Annotated in this window: 22 protein-coding genes; 13 read left to right on the forward strand and 9 right to left on the reverse strand. The window is 70.8% G+C overall.

What is annotated here, in order from left to right:
- The first annotated feature begins 53 nt into the window (after positions 1 to 53).
- Positions 54 to 389, forward strand: a complete 336-nt coding sequence (locus IF02_RS0124415; protein WP_010352468.1) for an RNA polymerase-binding protein RbpA — start codon at positions 54 to 56, stop codon at positions 387 to 389.
- A gap of 175 nt (positions 390 to 564) precedes the next feature.
- Entirely contained in the window at positions 565 to 2,220 is a 1,656-nt protein-coding gene (gene pgi, locus IF02_RS0124420; RefSeq protein ID WP_030160354.1) for a glucose-6-phosphate isomerase, read from the forward strand.
- An 81-nt stretch (positions 2,221 to 2,301) separates the two neighbouring features.
- Here pgi and pgl read toward each other — a convergent pair whose 3' ends face one another.
- The 5 genes from pgl to tkt all read right to left on the reverse strand — a co-directional run bounded on the left by pgl (position 2,302) and on the right by tkt (position 9,034).
- Entirely contained in the window at positions 2,302 to 3,084 is a 783-nt protein-coding gene (gene pgl, locus IF02_RS0124425) for a 6-phosphogluconolactonase (protein WP_030160355.1), read from the reverse strand.
- An 86-nt stretch (positions 3,085 to 3,170) separates the two neighbouring features.
- On the reverse strand, positions 3,171 to 4,250 hold the full coding sequence (opcA, locus tag IF02_RS0124430) for a glucose-6-phosphate dehydrogenase assembly protein OpcA (protein WP_030160357.1): 1,080 nt from the start codon (positions 4,248 to 4,250) through the stop codon (positions 3,171 to 3,173).
- Entirely contained in the window at positions 4,247 to 5,773 is a 1,527-nt protein-coding gene (zwf, locus tag IF02_RS0124435; protein WP_328925079.1) for a glucose-6-phosphate dehydrogenase, read from the reverse strand. The genes opcA and zwf overlap by 4 nt, the downstream gene beginning before the upstream one ends.
- Before the next feature lie 5 nt (positions 5,774 to 5,778).
- The gene (gene tal, locus IF02_RS0124440; RefSeq protein ID WP_030160361.1) at positions 5,779 to 6,897 is read right to left on the reverse strand and encodes a transaldolase; all 1,119 of its coding nucleotides are present in this window, start codon (positions 6,895 to 6,897) and stop codon (positions 5,779 to 5,781) included.
- 34 nt (positions 6,898 to 6,931) lie between these two features.
- A complete protein-coding gene (gene tkt, locus IF02_RS0124445; RefSeq protein ID WP_030160363.1) occupies positions 6,932 to 9,034 on the reverse strand; it encodes a transketolase in 2,103 nt (700 codons plus the stop codon).
- 255 nt (positions 9,035 to 9,289) lie between these two features.
- Between tkt and IF02_RS0124450 the strand changes: the two genes are divergently transcribed.
- From IF02_RS0124450 to IF02_RS0124460, 3 genes are all read left to right on the forward strand, one after another.
- Complete coding sequence (locus IF02_RS0124450; RefSeq protein WP_078622295.1) at positions 9,290 to 10,237, forward strand: heme o synthase; 948 nt, start codon at positions 9,290 to 9,292, stop codon at positions 10,235 to 10,237.
- Positions 10,238 to 10,276: 39 nt separating this feature from the next.
- Positions 10,277 to 10,621 carry a hypothetical protein gene (locus IF02_RS0124455; protein ID WP_030160367.1) on the forward strand — a complete coding sequence of 115 codons (345 nt, stop codon included), beginning with the start codon at positions 10,277 to 10,279 and terminating at the stop codon, positions 10,619 to 10,621.
- 119 nt (positions 10,622 to 10,740) lie between these two features.
- Complete coding sequence (locus IF02_RS0124460) at positions 10,741 to 11,868, forward strand: amidohydrolase family protein (protein ID WP_030160369.1); 1,128 nt, start codon at positions 10,741 to 10,743, stop codon at positions 11,866 to 11,868.
- A 105-nt stretch (positions 11,869 to 11,973) separates the two neighbouring features.
- Here the strand turns inward: IF02_RS0124460 and IF02_RS0124465 are convergent, their stop codons facing one another.
- The 4 genes from IF02_RS0124465 to IF02_RS0124480 all read right to left on the reverse strand — a co-directional run bounded on the left by IF02_RS0124465 (position 11,974) and on the right by IF02_RS0124480 (position 15,891).
- Positions 11,974 to 12,963 carry a COX15/CtaA family protein gene (locus IF02_RS0124465; protein ID WP_030160371.1) on the reverse strand — a complete coding sequence of 330 codons (990 nt, stop codon included), beginning with the start codon at positions 12,961 to 12,963 and terminating at the stop codon, positions 11,974 to 11,976.
- 4 nt (positions 12,964 to 12,967) lie between these two features.
- Complete coding sequence (locus IF02_RS0124470; RefSeq protein WP_051696504.1) at positions 12,968 to 14,116, reverse strand: hypothetical protein; 1,149 nt, start codon at positions 14,114 to 14,116, stop codon at positions 12,968 to 12,970.
- A gap of 84 nt (positions 14,117 to 14,200) precedes the next feature.
- Positions 14,201 to 14,968, reverse strand: a complete 768-nt coding sequence (locus tag IF02_RS0124475) for an ABC transporter permease (RefSeq protein WP_030160375.1) — start codon at positions 14,966 to 14,968, stop codon at positions 14,201 to 14,203.
- On the reverse strand, positions 14,965 to 15,891 hold the full coding sequence (locus IF02_RS0124480; RefSeq protein ID WP_030160377.1) for an ABC transporter ATP-binding protein: 927 nt from the start codon (positions 15,889 to 15,891) through the stop codon (positions 14,965 to 14,967). Before IF02_RS0124480 ends, IF02_RS0124475 begins: the two co-directional genes overlap by 4 nt.
- 362 nt (positions 15,892 to 16,253) lie before the next feature.
- Between IF02_RS0124480 and IF02_RS0124485 the strand changes: the two genes are divergently transcribed.
- From IF02_RS0124485 to IF02_RS0124520, 8 genes are all read left to right on the forward strand, one after another.
- Positions 16,254 to 16,997: a helix-turn-helix transcriptional regulator gene (locus IF02_RS0124485; protein WP_030160379.1), complete on the forward strand. Its 744-nt coding sequence runs from the start codon at positions 16,254 to 16,256 to the stop codon at positions 16,995 to 16,997.
- Entirely contained in the window at positions 16,994 to 18,409 is a 1,416-nt protein-coding gene (sufB, locus tag IF02_RS0124490) for a Fe-S cluster assembly protein SufB (protein WP_030160381.1), read from the forward strand. The genes IF02_RS0124485 and sufB overlap by 4 nt, the downstream gene beginning before the upstream one ends.
- A gap of 89 nt (positions 18,410 to 18,498) precedes the next feature.
- Positions 18,499 to 19,677: a Fe-S cluster assembly protein SufD gene (gene sufD / locus IF02_RS0124495; protein WP_030160382.1), complete on the forward strand. Its 1,179-nt coding sequence runs from the start codon at positions 18,499 to 18,501 to the stop codon at positions 19,675 to 19,677.
- Positions 19,677 to 19,994: a bifunctional 3-phenylpropionate/cinnamic acid dioxygenase ferredoxin subunit gene (locus tag IF02_RS0124500; RefSeq protein ID WP_030160384.1), complete on the forward strand. Its 318-nt coding sequence runs from the start codon at positions 19,677 to 19,679 to the stop codon at positions 19,992 to 19,994. Before sufD ends, IF02_RS0124500 begins: the two co-directional genes overlap by 1 nt.
- Positions 19,995 to 20,001: 7 nt before the next feature.
- On the forward strand, positions 20,002 to 20,775 hold the full coding sequence (gene sufC, locus IF02_RS0124505) for a Fe-S cluster assembly ATPase SufC (RefSeq protein ID WP_030160387.1): 774 nt from the start codon (positions 20,002 to 20,004) through the stop codon (positions 20,773 to 20,775).
- Entirely contained in the window at positions 20,772 to 22,028 is a 1,257-nt protein-coding gene (locus IF02_RS0124510; protein WP_030160389.1) for a cysteine desulfurase, read from the forward strand. Before sufC ends, IF02_RS0124510 begins: the two co-directional genes overlap by 4 nt.
- Before the next feature lie 22 nt (positions 22,029 to 22,050).
- Positions 22,051 to 22,515, forward strand: coding sequence for a Fe-S cluster assembly sulfur transfer protein SufU (gene sufU, locus IF02_RS0124515; protein WP_030160391.1), 465 nt, complete (start codon positions 22,051 to 22,053; stop codon positions 22,513 to 22,515).
- Positions 22,512 to 22,859, forward strand: coding sequence for a metal-sulfur cluster assembly factor (locus IF02_RS0124520; RefSeq protein WP_030160393.1), 348 nt, complete (start codon positions 22,512 to 22,514; stop codon positions 22,857 to 22,859). The genes sufU and IF02_RS0124520 overlap by 4 nt, the downstream gene beginning before the upstream one ends.
- Positions 22,860 to 23,068 lie beyond the last annotated feature (209 nt).

The raw sequence follows: 23,068 nt of genomic DNA on the forward strand, positions 1-23,068 counted from the left end.
CGCAGCGGAATCCACTCACGCTTCGCGGCACCATCACGCAGGGAGTTACGACCGTGGCAAGTGGCAACGCGATCCGTGGCAGTCGGGTCGGAGCGGGGCCGATGGGTGAGGCCGAGCGCGGCGAGTCCGCGCCCCGCCTGCGCATCTCCTTCTGGTGCTCGAACGGGCACGAGACGCAGCCGAGCTTCGCCAGCGACGCGCAGGTGCCGGACACCTGGGACTGCCCGCGCTGCGGGTTCCCGGCCGGCCAGGACCGGGACAATCCGCCCGCGCCGCCGCGCACCGAGCCCTACAAGACGCACCTGGCGTACGTACGGGAGCGGCGGTCGGACGCCGACGGCGAGGCGATCCTCGCCGAGGCGCTCGCCAAGCTCCGCGGCGAGATCTGACGAACGCAAGAGTGACGGTGTGACACCGGGCCCGGCCCGCAGGAGTCTTCTCCAGCGGGCCGGGCCCCTTTGCGTACCCCGCGCCGAAGGCGCTGTCCGGCACACCCCCCTTTGATCCCTTAAGTTGGTGATCGGCGGGGCACGACAGGACGGAAGAAACGGGTTGATGTCCGAGATGAACGCAGACAGCCGTACCAGGCTTAACCGGACGCCCGAGTGGCTGGCACTCGGCAAGCACCGCGAAGAGCTGGGGCAGACGCACCTGCGCGAGCTGTTCGCGGCGGATGCGAACCGGGGAACGGGCTACACGCTGCGGGTCGGGGACCTGTACGTCGACTACTCGAAGCACCTGGTGACCGACCAGACGCTGGACCTGCTGCGCGAACTGGCGGCCGCGACGGGCGTGGCCGAGCTGCGCGAGGCGATGTTCCGCGGGGAGAAGATCAACACGACCGAGGACCGGGCGGTCCTGCACACCGCTCTGCGTGCGCCGAAGGACGCGGTGGTCGAGGTGGACGGCGAGAACGTCGTCCCCCAGGTGCACGCCGTCCTCGACAAGATGGCGGCCTTCTCCGGCCAGGTCAGGTCGGGGGAGTGGACCGGCTTCACCGGCAAGCGCATCAAGAACGTGGTCAACATCGGCATCGGCGGCTCCGACCTGGGCCCGGCGATGGCGTACGAGGCGCTGCGCGCGTTCACCGACCGGGCGCTGACCGTGCGGTTCGTGTCCAACGTGGACGGCGCCGACCTGCACGAGGCCGTACGGGACCTGGACCCGACCGAGACGCTGTTCATCATCGCCTCCAAGACCTTCACCACCATCGAGACCATCACCAACGCCGAGTCGGCGCGGGAGTGGCTGCTGGCGGGTCTCGGCGGTGACACGGCGGCCGTGGCACGGCACTTCGTGGCGCTGTCGACCAACGAGGAGAAGGTCACCGCGTTCGGCATCGATCCGGCCAACATGTTCGGGTTCTGGGACTGGGTCGGCGGGCGCTACTCCTTCGACTCCGCGATCGGGCTCTCGCTGATGATCGCGATCGGGCCGGACGCCTTCCGGGAGATGCTGGGCGGCTTCCGGACGGTGGACGAGCACTTCCGCACGGCCCCGCCGGAGCAGAACGTACCGCTCCTGATGGGCCTGTTGGGGATCTGGTACGGGGCGTTCTTCGACGCGCAGTCGCACGCGGTCCTGCCGTACAGCCACTACCTCTCCCGCTTCACCGCCTACCTCCAGCAGCTGGACATGGAGTCCAACGGCAAGTCCGTGGACCGGGACGGCAATCCGGTGGACTGGCAGACCGGTCCGGTGGTGTGGGGCACGCCCGGCACCAACGGGCAGCACGCGTACTACCAGTTGATCCACCAGGGCACGAAGGTGATCCCGGCGGACTTCATCGGCTTCGCCCGGCCGGTCGGCGAACTGCCGCCGACCCTCGCGGGCCAGCACGACCTGCTGATGGCGAACTTCTTCGCGCAGACGCAGGCGCTGGCCTTCGGCAAGACGGCGGAGGAGGTCCGCGCCGAGGGCGTGGCGGAGCCCCTGGTCCCGCACAAGACCTTCAACGGGAACCACCCGACCACGACGATCCTGGCGCAGGACCTCACCCCGGCGGTGCTGGGCCAGCTGATCGCCCTGTACGAGCACAAGGTGTTCGTCCAGGGCGCGGTGTGGAACATCGACTCCTTCGACCAGTGGGGCGTGGAGCTCGGCAAGGTCCTCGCCAAGCGGGTCGAGCCGGCGCTGACGGACGGCGCCGAGGTGCCGGGGCTGGACGCCTCGTCGAAGGCCCTCGTGGCCACCTACCGGGAGCTGCGCGGCCGCGGCTGAGCCGGACGGCTCCGGATGTGCGGAAGGGCCCGCTCCCGGTTCCGGGGGCGGGCCCTTCGGCCGTTCGCGTACGGGGCCGGGTCAGGAGGCGGCCGGCGGGTACAGGCCCGCCGGGAGCTTCGCCGCGGCCGCGCGGTCCAGCAGCCACAGGGTGCGGGAGCGGCCGTACGCCTGCGCGGCGGGGGCCTGGACGGCGCCCGCACCGCCGAGGGCGATGGCCACCGCCCCGGCCTTGTCCTCGCCCGCCGCCAGCAGCCAGACCTCGCGGGCCGCCCGGATGGCCGGGAGGGTCAGGGAGATCCGGGTGGGCGGCGGTTTGGGCGCGCCGTGCACGCCGACGACCGTGCGGTCGGTCTCGCGGGAGGCGGGGTGCTCGGGGAAGAGCGAGGCGATGTGGGTGTCCGGGCCGACGCCCAGCATCAGGACGTCGAAGGTGGGGACCGGCCCGTGGTCCTCGGGCCCGGCGGCCTTCGCCAGCTCGGCCGCGTAGGCGGCGGCCGCGGCGTCCACGTCCGCCCCGTACGGGCCGTCGGAGGCGGGCATCGCGTGCACGCGCGCCGGGTCGACCGGGACGGAGTCCAGGAGGGCCTCACGGGCCTGGGTGTGGTTGCGCTCGGGGTCGTCGGCGGGGACGTAGCGCTCGTCGCCCCACCAGAGGTCGATCCGCGACCAGTCGACGGCGTCCCGGGCCGGGGCCGCGGCCAGCGCGGCGAGGAGGCCGTTGCCGTTGCGGCCGCCGGTGAGGACGACGGAGGCGCTGCCGCGGGCGGCCTGCGCGTCGACGATCTTGGTGATGAGCCGGGCCGCCGCGGCCTGGGCCATCAGCTCCTTGTCCCGGTGGACGACGACCTGGGGAGTCGTCATACCCATTGCTGCCGCCTTGTCGATCGTGGGTGCGGGTTCCGGTGCGCGGGGCGGGGAGGGACCCCGCCCCGCGCACCGGGTACTGCCTACTTGGCCGAGGCCTTCTTCGCGGGCTTCGCCGCGGGCTTCGCGGCCGGGGCCCCGGCCTTGGCCGGTGCGGCCTCGCCCGGTGCGGCCTCGCCCGGTGCGGCCTCAGCCGGTGCGGCCTCAGCCTTGCCCGGAGCGGCGACCGCAGGCGCCGCCGCGGCCAGCTTGGCCACGCCGAACTTCAGCGCCGCCTCGTACGTGTTGTCCGGGTCCAGCCGACGCAGCTCCTCCGCCAGGAGCTCGGCCGTGTCCCGGCGCTTGAGCGCCACCGCACGGTCGGGCTGCCCCGGCATGCACAGCGTCGCCAGAGAGCCGTCCGCCCGGTCCAGGACGATGTCCCCGTCCTTGGTCTCCAGCCGGACCGAGGTCAGGCCAGGACCGGCCGAGGTCGTACGCCGGACGGGCACCTGGAGGCGGTCCGCCAGCCACATGGCCAGCAGCTCGCAGCTCGGGTTCTCGTCCTCGCCCTCGACGACCACCGAAGCGACCTTGACGGACTGCTGGTCCAGCGCGGCGGCCAGCATCGAGCGCCACGGCGTGATCCGGGTCCAGGACAGGTCCGTGTCACCCGGGGCGTAGGCCGCGGCCCGCTGCCCGAGCCCCTGCTCCGGGTTCTCGCAGGCGTACGTGTCCGAGATCCGGCGCTGCCCGAGCGCACCCAGCGGATCGCCCGCCAGGTCCGACGGGGCACCGTCCGGCCACCAGACCACGACGGGCGCGTCCGGCAGGAGGAGCGGGAGAACCACGGACTGGGCGTGGTCGACCAGTTCACCGTGAAGGCGGAGCACCACCGTCTCACCGGTGCCGGCGTCCGCCCCGACGCGGACTTCCGCGTCGAGACGGGCGTCGCGGCGGCTGCGCGGCGAGCGGCTGACCCGCTTGATGACGACGACGATCCGCGAAGGGTGTTCGTGGGACGCGTCGTTCGCCGACTTGAGCGCGTCGTACGCGTTCTCTTCGTCGGTCACGATCACCAGCGTGAGGACCATGCCGATGGCCGGCGTGCCGATGTCCCGGCGCGCCTGCACCAACGCGGCGTTGATCTTGCTGGAGGTGGTCTCCGTGAGGTCGATCTTCATGGCCGGCGCCAGCTCCGTCCGTCTCGTGCGAGCATCTCGTCCGCCTCGACCGGGCCCCAGGTTCCCGCCGGGTACTGCGCGGGCTTGCCGTGCTTGTCCCAGTACTCCTCGATCGGGTCGAGGATGTTCCAGGACAGCTCGACCTCCTGGTGGCGCGGGAAGAGGTTCGCGTCACCCAGCAGGACGTCGAGGATCAGCCGCTCGTACGCCTCGGGGCTCGACTCCGTGAAGGACTCGCCGTACGCGAAGTCCATCGTCACGTCCCGGACCTCCATGGAGGTGCCCGGAACCTTGGAGCCGAAGCGCACCGTCACGCCCTCGTCCGGCTGGACCCGGATGACCAGGGCGTTCTGCCCCAGCTCCTCGGTCGCGCCCGACTCGAACGGCAGGTACGGGGCCCGCTTGAAGACGACCGCGATCTCGGTCACCCGGCGGCCCAGGCGCTTGCCGGTCCGCAGGTAGAACGGGACGCCCGCCCAGCGGCGGTTGTTGATCTCCAGGCGGATGGCCGCGTAGGTGTCGGTCTTCGACTTGGGGTCGATGCCGTCCTCTTCGAGGTACCCGACGACCTTCTCGCCGCCCTGCCACGCCGCCGAGTACTGGCCGCGCACGGTGTGCTTGCCCAGGTCCTCGGGGAGCTCGACGGCCGTGAGGACCTTGAGCTTCTCCGCCACCAGCGCCTTGGGGTGGAAGGAGCCGGGCTCCTCCATCGCGGTCAGCGCGAGCAGCTGCAGCAGGTGGTTCTGGATGACGTCGCGGGCCGCGCCGATGCCGTCGTAGTACCCGGCCCGGCCGCCGATGCCGATGTCCTCGGCCATGGTGATCTGCACGTGGTCGACGTACGACCGGTTCCAGATCGGCTCGAACATCGTGTTGGCGAAGCGGAGCGCCAGGATGTTCTGGACGGTCTCCTTGCCGAGGTAGTGGTCGATCCGGAAGACCTCGTCCCGCGGGAAGACCTCGTGGACGACCTTGTTGAGCTCCTCGGCGCTCTTCAGGTCGTGCCCGAAGGGCTTCTCGATGACGGCACGCCGCCAGGAGCCCTCCTTCTGGGCCAGCCCGTGGTTCTTGAGCTGCTGGACCACCTTGGGGAAGAACTTCGGCGGCACGGACAGGTAGAAGGCGAAGTTGCCGCCCGTGCCCTGCGCCTTGTCCAGGTCGTCGATCGTGGACTTCAGGGTCTCGAACGCCGCGTCGTCGTCGAAATCGCCCTGCACGAAGCGGCAGCCCTGCACCAGCTGCTGCCAGACCTCCTCCCGGAAGGGGGTGCGCGAGTGCTGCTTGACGGCCTCGTACACCTCCTGGGCGAAGTCCTCGTGCTCCCATTCACGGCGGGCGAAGCCGATCAGCGAGAAGCCCGGCGGCAGCAGCCCCCGGTTCGCCAGGTCGTAGATGGCGGGCATCAGCTTCTTGCGCGACAGGTCACCCGTAACGCCGAAAATGACCAGGCCGGACGGCCCCGCGATGCGCGGGAGCCGCCGGTCCTGTGCGTCACGAAGCGGGTTCGCTCCGTTCACAGACAAAGTGTTCAGGCCTCCGTGGGGGCAAGGCGCTCGAGCTCCGCCTCGGTGGACTTCAGCAGGTCGTTCCAGGACGCCTCGAACTTCTCGACGCCCTCGTCTTCGAGCAGCTGCACCACATCGTCGTACGAGATGCCCAGCTTCGCGACCGCGTCGAGCTCGGCGCGGGACTGGTCGTACGTGGCGCGCACGGTGTCACCCGTGATCTCACCGTGGTCGGCCGTGGCCTCCAGGGTGGCCTCCGGCATGGTGTTCACCGTGTTCGGGGCGACCAGGTCGACCACGTACAGGGTGTCCTTGTACGCCGGGTCCTTGACGCCCGTCGAGGCCCACAGCGCACGCTGCTTGTTGGCGCCGACGCGCTCCAGGGCGTTCCACCGGTCGGAGGCGAACAGCTCTTCGTAGGCCTCGTAGGCCAGACGGGCGTTGGCGAGGGCCGCCTTGCCCTTCAGGGCCTTCGCCTCGTCGGTGCCGACGGCGTCCAGGCGCTTGTCGATCTCGCTGTCCACGCGGGACACGAAGAAGGAGGCGACCGAGTGGATCAGGGAGAGGTCCAGGCCCGCGGCCTTGGCCTTCTCCAGACCCGCCAGGTACGCGTCCATGACCTCGCGGTAGCGCTCCAGCGAGAAGATCAGCGTGACGTTGACGCTGATGCCCTTGCCGATGACCTCGGTGATCGCCGGCAGGCCGGCCTTGGTCGCCGGGATCTTGATCAGCGTGTTCGGGCGGTCCACCAGCCAGGCGAGCTGCTTGGCCTCGGCGATCGTCGCCGTGGTGTTGTGGGCCAGCCGCGGGTCGACCTCGATGGAGACCCGGCCGTCCTGGCCGTCGGTGCGGTCGTAGACCGGGCGCAGGATGTCGGCGGCGTCGCGGACGTCCGCCGTCGTGATCATGCGGATGGCCTCGTCGACGGTGACCTTGCGGGCGGCGAGGTCGGCGAGCTGCTGCTCGTAGCCGTCACCGCTGCTGATCGCCTTCTGGAAGATCGACGGGTTGGTGGTGACACCGACCACGTGCGACTGGTCGATGAGCTCGGCCAGGTTGCCGGACGTGATGCGCTTGCGGGACAGGTCGTCCAGCCAGATCGCCACGCCCTCGTCGGAGAGGCGCTTGAGTGCGTCTGTCATGGGAATTGCATCTCCTACTGGTCTTGTACGGGCGTCAGCGCGCGGCGGCGGCGATGGAGGCCTTGGCGGCGGCGGTCACGGCCTCGGGGGTGAAGCCGAACTCGCGGAAGAGCACCTTGGCGTCGGCGGAGGCGCCGAAGTGCTCCAGCGAGACGATCTGCCCGGCGTCGCCGACGTAGCGGTGCCAGGTCAGGCCGACCCCGGCCTCGACCGCGACGCGCGCCTTGACGGACGGCGGCAGGACGCTGTCCTTGTACGCCTGGTCCTGCTCCTCGAACCACTCGACGGACGGCATCGAGACGACGCGGGCCGGGATGCCCTCGGCCTGCAGCGCCTCGCGCGCGGCGACGGCGAGCTGGACCTCGGAGCCGGTGCCGATGAGGACGACCTGCGCCGCTGCGCTCTGCCCCTCGGGGCCCGTCGCCTCGAAGAGCACGTACCCGCCCTTGGCGGCGTCCTCGTTGCGCTCGTACGTCGGCACGCCCTGGCGGGTCAGCGCCAGACCGTGCGGGGCGCCCTTGCCGAACACCTTGGTGTGGCGGCGCAGGATCTCGCGCCAGGCGATGACGGTCTCGTTCGCGTCGGCCGGGCGGACCACGTTCAGGCCCGGGATGGCGCGCAGCGAGGCGAGGTGCTCGATCGGCTGGTGCGTCGGGCCGTCCTCGCCGAGACCGATGGAGTCGTGCGTCCACACGTACGTCACCGGCACGTGCATCAGCGCGGACAGGCGGACGGCGTTGCGCATGTAGTCGGAGAACACCAGGAAGGTGCCGCCGTAGATGCGGGTGTGGCCGTGCAGCGCGATGCCGTTCATGGTCGCGGCCATGGCGTGCTCGCGGATGCCGAAGTGGACGGTGCGGCCGTACGGGTCGGCCTCCGGCAGCGGGTTGCCCTTCGGGAGGAAGGACGAGTGCTTGTCGATCGTGGTGTTGTTGGAGCCGGCCAGGTCGGCCGAACCGCCCCACAGCTCCGGGATGACCGAACCGAGCGCCTCGAGGACCTTGCCGGAGGCCGCGCGGGTGGCGACGCCCTTGCCGGCCTCGAAGGCGGGGAGCTCGTCCTCCCAGCCGGCGGGCAGCTCGTTGGCGTTGATGCGGTCGAACTCGGCGGCGCGCTGCGGGTTCGCGGTGCGCCAGGCGGAGAAGTCCTTCTCCCAGGCGGCCTTGGCCTCGCGGCCGCGGTCCAGCGCCTTGCGGGTGTGCGCGAGGACCTCGGCGGAGACGTCGAAGCTCTTCTCCGGGTCGAAGCCGAGGACGCGCTTGGTGGCGGCGACCTCGTCGTCACCGAGGGCCGAGCCGTGCGAGGCCTCGGTGCCCTGGGCGTGCGGGGCCGGCCAGGCGATGATCGAGCGCATCGCGATGAAGGACGGGCGTCCGGTCTCGGCCTTGGCCGCGGCCAGGGCCTCGAACAGCGCCTTCGGGTCGAGGTCGCCGTTCGGCTGCTGGGCGACGCGCTGGACGTGCCAGCCGTACGCCTCGTAGCGCTTGAGGGTGTCCTCGGAGACGGCCGTCTCCGTGTCGCCCTCGATGGAGATGTGGTTGTCGTCCCACAGCAGCACCAGGTTGCCGAGCTTCTGGTGGCCGGCCAGGGCGGACGCCTCGTGGGAGATGCCCTCCTGGAGGCAGCCGTCGCCCGCGATCGCGTAGACCATGTGGTCGAACGGGGAGCCGCCCTGGGCGGCCTCCGGGTCGAACAGGCCGCGCTCGTAGCGGGCGGCCATGGCCATGCCCACCGCGTTGGCGATGCCCTGGCCCAGCGGGCCGGTGGTGGTCTCGACGCCGGCCGTGTGGCCGTACTCCGGGTGGCCGGGGGTCTTGGAGCCCCAGGTGCGGAAGGCCTCGAGGTCGGCGAGCTCCAGGCCGAAGCCGCCGAGGTAGAGCTGGGTGTAAAGAGTGAGGGACGAGTGCCCCGCGGAAAGCACGAAACGGTCGCGGCCCACCCACTCGGGGTCCGCCGGGTCGTGCCGCATCACCTTCTGGAAGAGGGTGTACGCGGCGGGGGCCAGGCTCATCGCCGTACCGGGGTGGCCGTTACCCACCTTCTGGACGGCGTCGGCGGCCAGGATGCGGGCGGTGTCGACGGCCCGCTGGTCGAGATCGGTCCAGTCGAGCTCTGTGGTCGTCGGCTTGGTGCTCACCGTGGGTCAGGGCTCCTCTCCACATGTCTGTTACCCGGTGACGAACGGTGCACCGGCGCGATTCCGAGCCTACCCCCGTGACGGCGTGCAGCTATTCGAGTGCCCGCAGTCCGTCATGACGTCGGCGGCTCCGATCGGACCAACACGAGGCGACCCCCGCGCGGGGCGACGTAAGTGCAACGTCTAGAGTGGCGTGGTACGTGCGAGCCTTCAGCGGACCTTTATGTCCGGAGCTTGCTGGTTTCTCTGTCAGGGGTGTGCGTGACGGCCGTCGAATCCCGTCCAGCGGGGGTGCTCGGGACGAGCCCCGGTCACCGGCCGTTCGGGGCCCGGGTCATGGCTTTCGTGGCTTTGACCAAGCCGCGGATCATCGAACTTCTGCTGATCACCACAGTGCCGGTGATGTTCCTCGCCGAACAGGGCGTGCCGTCACTGTGGCTGGTCCTCGCCACCTGCTTCGGCGGGTACTTGTCCGCGGGCGGCGCCAACGCGCTGAACATGTACATCGACCGCGACATCGACGCGCTGATGGACCGCACCGCGCAGCGGCCGCTGGTCACCGGCATGGTGAGCCCGCGCGAGTGCCTGGCCTTCGGCATCACGCTCGCGGTGGTCTCCACCCTGTTCTTCGGGCTGCTCGTCAACTGGCTGTCGGCGGCGCTCGCCCTCGGGGCGCTCCTCTTCTACGTCGTCGTCTACACGATGCTGCTGAAGCGGCGCACCGCGCAGAACATCGTCTGGGGCGGCATCGCGGGCTGCATGCCGGTGCTCATCGGCTGGTCCGCCGTCAAGAACGAGGTCTCCTGGGCCGCCGTCATCCTCTTCCTCGTCATCTTCTTCTGGACGCCGCCGCACTACTGGCCGCTGTCCATGAAGGTGAAGGAGGACTACGCGCGCGTCGGCGTGCCGATGCTGCCGGTCGTGGCGGGCAACAGGGCCGTGGCGCGCCAGATCGTCATCTACAGCTGGGTGATGGTGGCGGTCTCGCTGCTGCTGACCCCGCTGGGGTACACCGGCTGGTTCTACACCGCGGTCGCGCTGGCGGCCGGCGGCTGGTGGCTGTGGGAGGCGCACGCGCTGCACGCGCGGGCCAAGTCGGGCGTGACGGGCGCGAAGCTCAAGGAGATGCGCCTGTTCCACTGGTCGATCACGTACGTGTCGCTGCTGTTCGTGGCGGTGGCCGTGGATCCCTTCCTCCGCTGACGCTTCCTCCGTTCATTACCCGCCGGTAGCATGCTGTCCATGGCAGACACCACGGCGGACACCGCAGACAAGAAGCAGGACCGGAAGGCCGCGAAGCTGGCCCGGCAGATCGGCGCGTTCGCCCGGCACCACGGCGGCGCCGAGGGCCATCTCGCGCACATCGGCCAGGCCGGCACCCGGATCGTCCTCGTCGGCACGGACGGCGGCTGGGGCGACCTGGTGGCCCCGACCTACGAGGTGGCCCGGCTGGCCACCGAGAAGGCCGGCCTGACCCTCCACGAGGAGTTCGACGGCGAGTTCGCCGCGCGTGTCAAGACCGGTCCGTACGAGTGGTCGCGGATGGCCGGCATCCAGCTCGGCGGGGCGGCGAACCCGGCGGCCTGATCGCGGCGGCTGATCCCAGAGGTGGCCGCTCGGTCAACAGCGCGAGCAACACCTCACACCCCGCTCACCCGTTAGGACGTGTGGAAGCCCCTTCCTCACGTCCGCAACGGGATGCCCGGATGATCGAAACGCCGCCCCTGGTGGACCAGTACTGCCACGGAGTGCTCCGCACGGAGCTGGGCCTCGGCACCTTCGAGGCCCAGCTGATCCGCTCGGCCGGCCCGCCCGCCGCCGGGACCACCTTCTTCGACACCCAGACCGGTTTCGCGGTGCGCCGCTGGTGCCCGCCGCTGCTCGGGCTGGAGCCGCACTGCGCCCCCGCCCGGTACCTGGCCCGGCGGCGCGAGCTCGGTGTGGTCGAGTCCGGACGCAGGCTGCTGCGTGGCTCGGGCGTCGCCGCCTATCTGGTCGACACGGGAGTGCCCGGCGACCTCACCGTCCCCAAGGAGCTGGCGCTCGCGGGGGACGCCGACGCCTTCGAGGTCGTACGGCTGGAGCTGCTGGCCGAACAGGCCGCCGACACCTCCGGCACGGTCGCGGCCTTCCTCGCCAACCTCGCCGGCGCCGTCCACCACGCCGCCGCGGCGGCGGTGGCCTTCACCTGCGGTGCGGACGCGGGGTACCCCGCCGTGCTCGGGCGGGACCCCGAGCCGCCCGGTCCGGGGGAGGTGCGCGGGGCGGCCGGCCGGTGGCTGGCCCGGCGCCCCAGGGGCGGGGCCGTACGGGATCCCGTACTCCTGCGCCACCTGCTGTGGAGCGCGGTGGCGACGGGGCTGCCGCTCCAGCTGCACACCGGGGCGGGCGCGGGGGAGCCGGGGCAGCGGCCGGAGCAGGCCGATCCGGCGCTGCTGACGGAGTTCGTACGGGCCACGGCGGGGCTCGGGACCCGGCTGGTGCTGCTCGGCGGATACCCGTACCACCGGCACGCCGCCCAGCTGGCGGCGGCCTTCCCGCACGTCCATGCCGATCTGGGCGCGGCGCTCGGGCAGAGCGGGGCGCGGGCGGCGGGGGTGCTCGCCGAGGTGCTGGAGCTGGCCCCCTTCGGGAAGCTGCTGTTCTCCAGCGGCGGGCGCCGGCTGCCCGAGCTGCACGCGGTGGGCGCCCTGGTGTTCCGGGAGGCGCTGGGCCGGGTGCTGGGCGGCTGGGTCGGCGAGGGCGCCTGGTCCTGGCGGGACGCGGAACGGGTGGCGGCCATGGTCGCGGCGGGCAATGCCCGCCGCGTCTACCGGCTGGACGAGCGCGGGTGAGCGGCGCGGCGGCGGGGGCCGAGCGGCCCGGGGCGGTGCCGAGCGGCGCGGGGGCGGGGCCGAGCCTCGCGGGGCCGGGGCCGAGCGGCGCCCGGCCCCGGCGGCTCAGACGGCGGAGAGCTGCGGGTCGGCCTGCGCCGGGATCTCCGCCTGCGCCGCGGGCCGCTCCCGCAGGCTGAGCGCCACGCGGAGCACGGCGATCCACACCAGGCAGGAGCCGAGCATGTGGGCGGCGACCAGGGCCTCGGGCACGTGGGTGAAGTACTGGACGTAGCCGATGCCGCCCTGCGCGATCAGCACGATCAGCAGGTCGCGGGCGCGGGCCCGGGTGTCGTCCGGCGCGTCGACCACGCGCAGCACCAGCCACATGGCCACGGCGAGCGCGCACACCACCCAGGCGGAGACCGCGTGGACGTGGGCGGTGGCCGCCCAGTCGAACGGCATCCGCTTGATCTCGCTGCGGTCGCCCGCGTGCGGACCGGAACCGGTGACCACGGTGCCCGCCGCGATCAGCACCAGGGTGGTCGCGATCAGGGCCCAGGAGAGCTTGCGCACCGGACCGGGGACGCGCGGCCGGGGAGCGCTGTCGCCCTCGCGGGTGCGCTGCCAGGTGACCGTGGTGACCGTGATCAGCGAGGTGGCGAGCAGGAAGTGCCCGGCCACGCTGTACGGGTTGAGCCCCGTCAGGACGGTGATGCCGCCGAGGACCGCGTTGCCCATCACGATGAAGAACTGGAGCCAGCCGAGCTTCGTCAGCGAACGGCGCCACGGCTTGGCCGCGCGGGCCGCAACGATGCACCAGCCAACGGCCGCGCAGAGCACGTACGTCAGCATGCGGTTGCCGAACTCGATGGCCCCGTGGAAACCCTGCGCCTGGGTCACGATCAGGCTGTCGTCCGTGCACTTGGGCCAGGTGTCACAGCCGAGGCCGGATCCGGTCAGCCGTACCGCGCCGCCGGTGACGACGATGAGCACGCTCATGACGAGCGCGGCGAGCGCGGCCTGCCGGACGATCCGGGGTGCCGGGGTCCAGCGGTTGGCGATGTAAGCGAGAGGGGTCAACACGGCCCTTATCGTACGCGGAGCCTTGTGCAAACTTTCACGAGGGGGTGCCCGCAGGTCCGCCCGGCGTCGGGTCCGGCCCGACGGCCCTGCGGAACCGGGCTCCCGCGGGGTCGCCTTCCTCGTGCCACCAGACGCGGACGCGCCAAGGGACGCCGTCGCCGGGGTAGTCGGGGGACGCCGCGAACCCGCGTATCAATTCGGAGCCTATGTCCTCTGCTGTCCTGTTTCTTACTTCTGTTCCGCTGTGCCACGGATGTTCCTGTACGTTCCACAGTCCGTCAGGACCGCGCACCTCGAAGCGCCACACCGCGAGCCAGGGCGTGACCTCCAGCATCGTGCGTACCTGTTCGGCGCCGAGGTGCAGCCGGGCGGCGATCTCGGGCTCGGCCACGCCCTGGATCCGGGCCGCCACCACGGCCTGGGGCAGCAGGGGTTCGGGCAGCAGGCCCTGCGCGCGCAGACGCACCAGGGAGTCGAAGGACAGGAAGCGCAGCCGCAGTTCGAGCTGGCGGCCGATGTGGTCGAGGGCCTCCTCGGCCTCCTGGGCCTCCTCCGCACCGGGGGCCGCGAGCAGCAGTTGGCGGAAACCGCCCTCCGCGTCCACCGCCCAGGCCACCGCCTCCTCGGCGGAGCCCAGCTCCGCGAGACGGTCCCCGAGGAACACCTTGGCCTGCGCGAGACCGCGCCGGTTGACCGGATCCTGTTGGTCCAGGCCCGCCCACACCTCGACCGCGGCCCGGGTCAGGTCGAGGGCGCGCTCGCCCGCCGCCCGCTCCATCGCGCTCGGGCCGGAATCGGCCTCGGGGCCCAGCGGATGGCGGGGCAGCCGTGCCTCGTCGCTCAGCGGCCAGGACAGCCAGACCCCCTGGTTGATCAGGCCCCGGGCGTACCAGCGGGCGTACTCCGGGGCGTGCCCGGCCGCCTGCTGCGCATGGCGCAGCCCCTCCTCCACGGCGGAGAGGGCCCCGGCCCGGTCACCGCCGGCGAACCGGCGGGCCGCCAGGTCGCCCAGGCGCAGACCGAGCCGCGCCGCGCACTGCGGATCGGTCCGCGCCGGTTCGCGCAGCGCGCCGATCAGCTCCGTCAGCAGTGCCTCGGCCTCGGCCGGCGCCGCCCGTGCGGCCCCCGACCGGATCTGCGCCCATTGCGCGTCCAGCCGTAGAACGTCTTCCCGCTGCGCCATGTCCGCCCCCCGGCGTCCTGGTGTGCACCGCCCCCGCGGGGCGGCGCCCATCCTCCTGCCAGGCCAACGTCCGGGGGAACGGATTCACTCCCAGCGGAACAGCTTCGCGGCGGCGCCGAGTCCGAGAACGGCCCAGACGCCGAGCACGGCCACGTCCCCCCACGGCAGCCCGGCGCCGTTCCGGAGCACCTCGCGCAGCCCGTCGGACAGCGCCGAGATCGGCAGCAGTCCCAGTACGGACTGCACGGCTCCGGGGAACTTCTCCATCGGCACGATCACCCCGCCGCCGACCAGCAGCAGCAGGAACACCAGATTGGCGGCGGCCAGCGTGGCCTCGGCCTTGAGGGTGCCCGCCATCAGCAGCCCGAGCCCGGAGAAGGCGGCGGTGCCCAGCAGGACGAGCGCGGCGACCGCGAGCGGGTTGCCGTGCGGGGACCAGCCCAGCGCGAAGGCGATCGCCGTCAGCAGCGCGATCTGGAGCACCTCGGTGACCAGCACGGACAGCGTCTTGGCGGCCATCAGCGCCCAGCGCGGCAGCGGCGAGGCGCCGAGCCGCTTGAGCACGCCGTAGCGGCGGTCGAAGCCGGTGGCGATGGCCTGCCCGGTGAAGGCGGTGGACATCACGGCCAGTGCCAGGATGCCGGGCGCGAGGAAGTCCACGGACTTGCCCGCACCCGTGTCGACGATGTCGACGGCGGAGAACAGCACCAGCAGCAGCGCCGGGATGATCACGGTCAGCAGCAGCTGCTCCCCGTTGCGCAGCAGCATCCGGGTCTCCAGCGCCGTCTGCGCCAGGATCATGCGGGACACGGGCGCGGCCCCCGGGGCGGGGGTGAACGTACCGGCGCTCATGCGCGCAGCTCCTTACCGGTCAGCTCCAGAAAGACGTCCTCGAGGCTGTGCCGCTCCACCGAGAGGCTGCTCGGCATCACCCCGTGCTGGGCGCACCAGGAGGCGACGGTGGCCAGCAGCTGCGGGTCCACGGCTCCGGTGACCCGGTAGACGCCCGCGGTGAGCTCGGCGGCCTCGGTGCCGTCGGGCAGCGCCTTGAGCAGCGAGCCGAGGTCGAGGGCGGGCCGGCCGGTGAAGCGCAGGGTGTTCTCGGCGCCGCCGCGGCACAGCTGCTCGGGGCTGCCGTGAGCGATGACCCGGCCGGCGTCGACGATGGCGACCTCGTCCGCGAGCTGCTCGGCCTCGTCCATGTGGTGGGTGGTCAGGACGACGCAGACCCCGTCGGCGCGCAGTTCCCGTACGAGGTCCCAGGTCGCCCGGCGGGCCTGCGGGTCGAGCCCCGCGGTCGGCTCGTCCAGGAAGACCAGCTCGGGGCGGCCGACCACGGCCATGGCCAGGGCCAGACGCTGCTGCTGGCCGCCGGAGAGGCGGCGGTAGGCGGTGCGGCCGCAGCCGCCCAGCCCGAGCCGCTCGACCAGGACGTCCACGTCGAGCGGGCGGGCGTACAGCTTGGCCATGTGGCGCAGCATCTCGACGGCGCGGGCGCCGGAGTAGACCCCGCCGGACTGGAGCATCACGCCGATCCGCGGGCGCAGGGCGCCGGCCTGGGCGACCGGGTCGAGGCCGAGGACGCGGACGCTGCCGGCGTCGGGGCGGCGGTAGCCCTCGCAGGTCTCCACGGTGGTGGTCTTGCCCGCGCCGTTGGGGCCGAGGACTGCGGTGACCGAGGCCTTGCGGACGGTGAGGTCGAGACCGTCCACCGCTGTTTTGGGCCCGTACCGCTTCACCAGTCCGCGGATCTCCACGGCGGGGTCATTGCTCATGCGGGTGAGTCTACGGAGCCGGGAAGGGGGTCCTCGGCCCCGGGGTGAAGCGTTGTCGGGCTCCGCATTCGTGACTTTTTCAGTCGTGCGGTCCTGTACGGGTCAGCCGGTTTCAGTGACTTTTTCGCCAACGTGATGTCCACCGTTTCCGGAACCGCCGTCTGCGGGGGATTGCTGGTGGGAGCCGTGTACCGGTGTACCGGAGGGGCTCAGCGGGATCGCGGATCATTCCCTTCCGTTTAACTCTGCGTAGACAAATTAGGTAACCCTTAGTGATAGAGGCCACCAGGAGTGGCCCCGGTCACGGCTTGTCGGGGCTCGACTAATTACGCAACAATGGCGTTGTGAAATACGGCGAACGGATGATCGAGACCCCCCAGGGGGAACTCGCTACCGGGGAGCGGTCAACCCGCAACCGGGTCGCGCGCTCCATCCTGGACCACGGTCCCTCGACCGTCGCCGACCTCGCAGCGCGTCTCGGCCTCACCCAGGCCGCCGTCCGCCGCCACCTCGACACGCTCGTCGCCGACGACGTGGTCGAGCCCCGTGAGCAGCGCGTCTACGGTGCACGCACCCGGGGCCGGCCCGCCAAGGTCTTCGCGCTGACCGACTGCGGCCGCGACGCGTTCGACCAGTCCTACGACTCGCTCGCCGCGGACGCACTGCGCTGGATCGCGCAGGCCGCCGGCGGGGGCGAGCAGGGAGAGGCGGCCGTCGCCGCCTTCGCCAGGGCGCGCATGGACGCACAGGCCGAGACCTACCGGGAAAGCCTGGACGCCGCCGCCCCCGCGGAACGCACCGAGGCCCTTGCCAAGGCGTTGACCGCGGACGGGTACGCTGCTACGGCCAAGAGCGCTCCCGGTCCGCACAGCGGTGAACAGCTCTGCCAGCACCACTGCCCGGTCGCCCACGTCGCCGAGCAGTTCCCGCAGCTCTGCGAGGCGGAGACCGAGGTCTTCTCCCGCCTGCTCGGGACGCATGTGCAGCGCCTCGCCACGATCGCCCACGGCGACGGGGTGTGCACCACCTTCATCCCGCGAGGCGCGGGCACCACACAGAACGACACATCAGCATCTGCCAGCACGGCCGGGAGGAACCCCGCATGACCACGGAGACTGCTCACCCTGAGCTTGAGGGTCTGGGCAACTACGAGTACGGCTGGGCCGACTCCGACGCGGCCGGCTCGGCTGCCAAGCGAGGCCTGTCGGAGGACGTCGTCCGCGACATCTCGTCGAAGAAGAACGAGCCCGAGTGGATGCTGAAGCTCCGCCTCAAGGGCCTGAAGCTCTTCGACAAGAAGCCCATGCCGACCTGGGGCTCCGACCTCTCCGGCATCGACTTCGACAACATCAAGTACTTCGTGCGCTCCACCGAGAAGCAGGCCGCTTCGTGGGAGGACCTGCCCGAGGACATCAAGAACACGTACGACAAGCTCGGCATCCCGGAGGCGGAGAAGCAGCGCCTCGTCGCCGGTGTCGCGGCCCAGTACGAGTCCGAGGTCGTCTACCACCAGATCCGCGAGGACCTGGAGGAGCAGGGCGTCATCTTCCTCGACACGGACACCGCGCTCAAGGAGCACCCGGAGCTCTTCCAGGAGTACTTCGGCACGGTCATCCCGGTCGGCGACAACAAGTTCGCGTCGCTGAACACCGCCGTGTGGTCGGGCGGCTCGTTCATCTACGTGCCCAAGGGCGTCAAGGTCGACATCCCGCTCCAGGCCTACTTCCGCATCAACACGGAGAACATGGGCCAGTTCGAGCGGACGCTGATCATCGTCGACGAGGACGCGTACGTCCACTACGTCGAGGGCTGCACCGCCCCGATCTACTCCTCGGACTCGCTGCACAGCGCCGTGGTCGAGATCATCGTGAAGAAGGGCGGCCGCTGCCGCTACACGACGATCCAGAACTGGTCGAACAACGTCTACAACCTGGTCACCAAGCGCGCCGTGGCGTACGAGGGCGCGACCATGGAGTGGATCGACGGCAACATCGGTTCCAAGGTCACCATGAAGTACCCGGCCGTCTACCTGATGGGCGAGCACGCCAAGGGCGAGACCCTGTCGATCGCCTTCGCGGGCGAGGGCCAGCACCAGGACGCCGGCTCCAAGATGGTCCACATGGCGCCGAACACCTCCTCGAACATCGTCTCCAAGTCGGTGGCCCGAGGCGGCGGCCGCACCTCGTACCGCGGCCTGGTCGAGATCGGCGAGGGCGCCCACGGCTCCAAGTCGAACGTGCTCTGCGACGCGCTCCTGGTCGACACGATCTCCCGCTCGGACACGTACCCGTACGTGGACGTCCGCGAGGACGACGTCTCCATGGGCCACGAGGCCACCGTCTCCAAGGTCTCCGAGGACCAGCTCTTCTACCTGATGAGCCGCGGTCTGACGGAGTTCGAGGCCATGGCCATGATCGTGCGCGGCTTCGTCGAGCCCATCGCGCGCGAGCTGCCCATGGAGTACGCGCTGGAGCTCAACCGGCTGATCGAGCTGCAGATGGAGGGCTCGGTCGGTTAATCCCCGACCCGCCCACCACCAGCTCCACGGTCCGCGCCCCCGGCGGGCCGAGGATCGTAACGACGTAGGAAGAGAGCAAGACGACAGCCATGGCTGAGGCTCAGAACATTCCGGCGGGTTCGACCACCGCCGGCGCGATCGCGGTGGCCGCCGAGTCCACCGTCGCCACCCGGATGAGCGCACCCCCGTCCTTCGACGTGGCGGACTTCCCGGTCCCCCACGGCCGCGAGGAGGAGTGGCGGTTCACCCCGCTGGCGCGCCTGCGTGGTCTGCACGACGGCACCGCGGTCGCCAACGGCACCATGAAGGCCCAGATCGACGCGCCCGAAGGCGTCACCGTCGAGTCGGTGGAGCGCGACGACGCGCGCATCGGCAAGGCCGGCACCCCGGTGGACCGGATCGCCGCCCAGGCGTTCACGTCCTTCGCCAAGGCCACGGTCGTCACCGTGCCCAAGGAGGCCGTCCTGACCGAGCCGGTGCGCGTCTCGCTGCACGGCGAGGGCGGCACGACCTTCGGGCACACCGTGTTCGACGTCCAGGCCTTCGCCGAGGCCGTCATCGTCATCGACCACACCGGTGACGGCGTGCGCGCCGCCAACGTCGACTTCCTCGTCGGCGACGGCGCCAAGCTCACCGTCGTCTCCGTGCAGGACTGGGACGACACCGCCGTCCACTGCTCCCAGCACAACACGCTGATCGGCCGCGACGCGACCTTCAAGTCGATCGTGGTCACCTTCGGCGGCGACGTCGTACGCCTGCACCCGCGGATCAGCTACGCGGGCCCCGGCGGCGAGGCCGAGCTCCTCGGCCTGTACTTCACGGACGCCGACCAGCACCAGGAGCACCGCCTCCTGGTCACGCACGACGCCCCGCACTGCAAGTCGCACGTGGTCTACAAGGGCGCGCTGCAGGGCGAGGGCGCCCACGCCGTCTGGATCGGCGACGTCCTCATCGAGAAGAGCGCCGAGGGCACCGACACCTACGAGATGAACCGCAACCTCGTCCTGACGGACGGCGCGCGGGTCGACTCGGTGCCGAACCTGGAGATCGAGACCGGCGAGATCGTCGGCGCCGGCCACGCCTCCGCGACCGGCCGCTTCGACGACGAGCAGCTCTTCTACCTCCAGGCCCGCGGCATCCCGGCCGACGAGGCCCGGCGCCTGGTCGTGCGCGGCTTCTTCGCCGAGCTCGTCCAGCAGATCGGTGTCCCGGACATCGAGGAGCGCCTGCTCGCCAAGATCGAGACCGAGCTCGAGGCGTCCGTCTGATGACCTACGTCAAGGCCTGTGCGCTGAGCGAGCTGGAGGAGAACACCCCGAAGCGGGTGGAACTCGACGGCACGCCGGTGTCCATCGTCTCCACCGAGGGGGAGGTGTTCGCGATCAACGACATCTGCTCGCACGCGAACGTCTCGCTCTCGGAGGGCGAGGTCGAGGACTGCATGATCGAGTGCTGGCTGCACGGGTCCTCGTTCGACCTGCGCACCGGCAAGCCGTCCGGTCTGCCCGCGACCCGCCCGGTTCCCGTATACCCCGTAAAGATCGACGGGGGCGACGTGCTCGTCTCCCTCACCCAGGAGTCCTGAGGTATCCATGGCAACGCTTGAAATCCACGACCTGCACGTCTCCGTCGAGACCGGTGACTCGGCGAGTGGCGCCCGCGAGATCCTCAAGGGTGTCGACCTCACCGTCAAGGCCGGCGAGACGCACGCCATCATGGGTCCGAACGGCTCCGGCAAGTCCACGCTGGCGTACTCCCTCGCCGGTCACCCGAAGTACACCATCACCAGTGGCACCGTGACCCTCGACGGCGAAGACGTCCTGGAGATGTCCGTCGACGAGCGCGCCCGCGCCGGCGTCTTCCTCGCCATGCAGTACCCGGTCGAGGTCCCCGGCGTCTCGGTCTCCAACTTCCTGCGTACGTCGGCCACCGCCATCCGCGGCGAGGCCCCGAAGCTGCGCACCTGGGTGAAGGAGGTCAAGTCCGCGATGGAGCAGCTCCAGATGGACCCGGCCTTCGCCGAGCGCAACGTCAACGAGGGCTTCTCCGGCGGTGAGAAGAAGCGCCACGAGATCCTCCAGCTGGAGCTCCTCAAGCCGAAGATCGCGATCCTCGACGAGACCGACTCCGGCCTCGACGTCGACGCCCTGCGCATCGTCTCCGAGGGCGTCAACCGCGTCCGCGAGACCGGTGAGGTCGGCACCCTGCTGATCACCCACTACACGCGCATCCTGCGCTACATCAAGCCCGACTTCGTGCACGTGTTCGCGAACGGCCGCATCGCCGAGTCCGGTGGCGCCGAGCTGGCGGACCAGCTGGAGGCCGAGGGCTACGACAAGTACGTGAAGGGTGGCGCGACCGCGTGACACAGCTGCCTGGCCTCCTCGACATCGAGGCGATCCGCAAGGACTTCCCCCTTCTGGATCGTGTGGTCCACGACGGGAAGAAGATCGTTTACCTGGACAACGCGGCGACTTCGCAGAAGCCGCGCCAGGTGCTCGACGCGCTGAACGAGTACTACGAGCAGCACAACGCCAACGTCCACCGCGGCGTGCACGTGCTCGCCGAGGAGGCCACGGCGCTGTACGAGGGCGCCCGCGACAAGGTCGCCGCCTTCATCAACGCGCCGAGCCGCGATGAGGTGATCTTCACCAAGAACGCCTCGGAGTCGCTCAACCTGGTCGCGAACATGCTCGGCTGGGCGGACGAGCCCTACCGGGTCGACCGCGAGACCGAGATCGCCATCACGGAGATGGAGCACCACTCCAACATCGTCCCGTGGCAGCTGCTCTCGCAGCGCACCGGCGCGAAGCTGAAGTGGTTCGGTCTCACCGACGACGGCCGGCTCGACCTGTCCGACATCGAAGAGGTCATCACGGAGAAGACGAAGATCGTCTCCTTCACGCTGGTCTCCAACATCATGGGCACGATCAACCCGGTCGAGGCGATCGTCCGGCGCGCGCAGGAGGTCGGCGCGCTGGTGCTGATCGACGCCTCGCAGGCCGCTCCGCACATGCCGCTGGACGTCCAGGCGCTCGGCGCCGACTTCGTGGCCTTCACCGGCCACAAGATGTGCGGCCCGACCGGCATCGGCGTGCTCTGGGGCCGCCAGGAGCTCCTGGAGGACCTGCCCCCGTTCCTCGGCGGCGGCGAGATGATCGAGACCGTGTCGATGCACGCCTCGACGTACGCCCCGGCGCCCCACAAGTTCGAGGCGGGTACGCCCCCGATCGCCCAGGCCGTGGGCCTCGGCGCGGCCGTGGACTACCTCACCGCGATCGGCATGGACAAGATCGCCGCGCACGAGCACGCGATCACCGAGTACGCGGTGAAGCGCCTCCTGGAGGTCCCCGACCTGCGGATCATCGGCCCCACCACGGCCGAGGACCGCGGCGCCGCGATCTCCTTCACGCTCGGTGACATCCACCCCCACGACGTGGGCCAGGTCCTGGACGAGCAGGGCATCGCGGTCCGCGTGGGACACCACTGCGCGCGCCCGGTCTGCCTGCGCTACGGAATTCCCGCGACCACGCGAGCGTCTTTCTACCTGTACTCCTCTCCGGCCGATGTCGACGCGCTGATCGACGGGCTGGAGCACGTACGGAACTTCTTCGGCTGACGAGGGCGACGAGGACGACGCAGTGAAGCTGGATTCGATGTACCAGGAACTGATCCTGGACCACTACAAGCACCCGCACGGGCGTGGCCTGCGCGACGGCGACGCCGAGGTGCACCACGTCAACCCGACGTGCGGCGACGAGATCACGCTGCGCGTGAAGTACGACGGCGAGACGCTCACCGACGTCTCGTACGAGGGCCAGGGCTGCTCCATCAGCCAGGCCAGCGCGTCCGTGCTGAACGAGCTGCTCGTCGGCAAGGAGCTGGCCGAGGCGCAGAAGATCCAGGGCGTGTTCCTGGAGATGATGCAGTCGAAGGGCAAGATCGAGCCCGACGAGGCCATGGAGGAGGTGCTGGAGGACGCGGTCGCGTTCGTCGGCGTCTCCAAGTACCCGGCTCGCGTGAAGTGTGCTCTGCTGAGCTGGATGGCCTGGAAGGACGCGACCGCCCAGGCACTGGGCGACGCCGCGGAGAGGAAGACGGCATGACCGAGAACGCGACGCCCGCCGAGGCGTCGATCAAGCCCGCCACCGAGGAAGAGGTCCGCGAGGCCCTCTACGACGTCGTCGACCCCGAGCTGGGCATCGACGTCGTCAACCTGGGCCTGATCTACGGCATCCACATCGACGACGCGAACATCGCCACCCTCGACATGACGCTGACCTCGGCGGCCTGCCCGCTGACGGACGTCATCGAGGACCAGGCGAAGTCGGCGACGGACGGCATCGTGAGCGAGCTCCGGATCAACTGGGTCTGGATGCCGCCGTGGGGCCCGGACAAGATCACGGACGACGGCCGCGAGCAGCTGCGCGCGCTCGGCTTCAACGTCTGAGCCACCCGTTCCACGAAGGGCCCCCGGCACCGCGCCGGGGGCCCTTCGCGTGCTCCGGGCGCTGGGCGCCGGGGCCGGGCCGGGGTCCCTCGGGCCGCTTCCGGGAGGCGCTCCGTGTTCGTCCGGCGGACGATTGACGTGCACCGGGAGTTGGCCGCGGTGGCCGAACCTGCTCGACGGCCGTCACGGCGTGACGCGGTTCGCGCCCG

This window comes from Streptomyces sp. NRRL S-244 (assembly GCF_000717915.1).
In the GTDB taxonomy this organism is placed as follows: domain Bacteria; phylum Actinomycetota; class Actinomycetes; order Streptomycetales; family Streptomycetaceae; genus Streptomyces.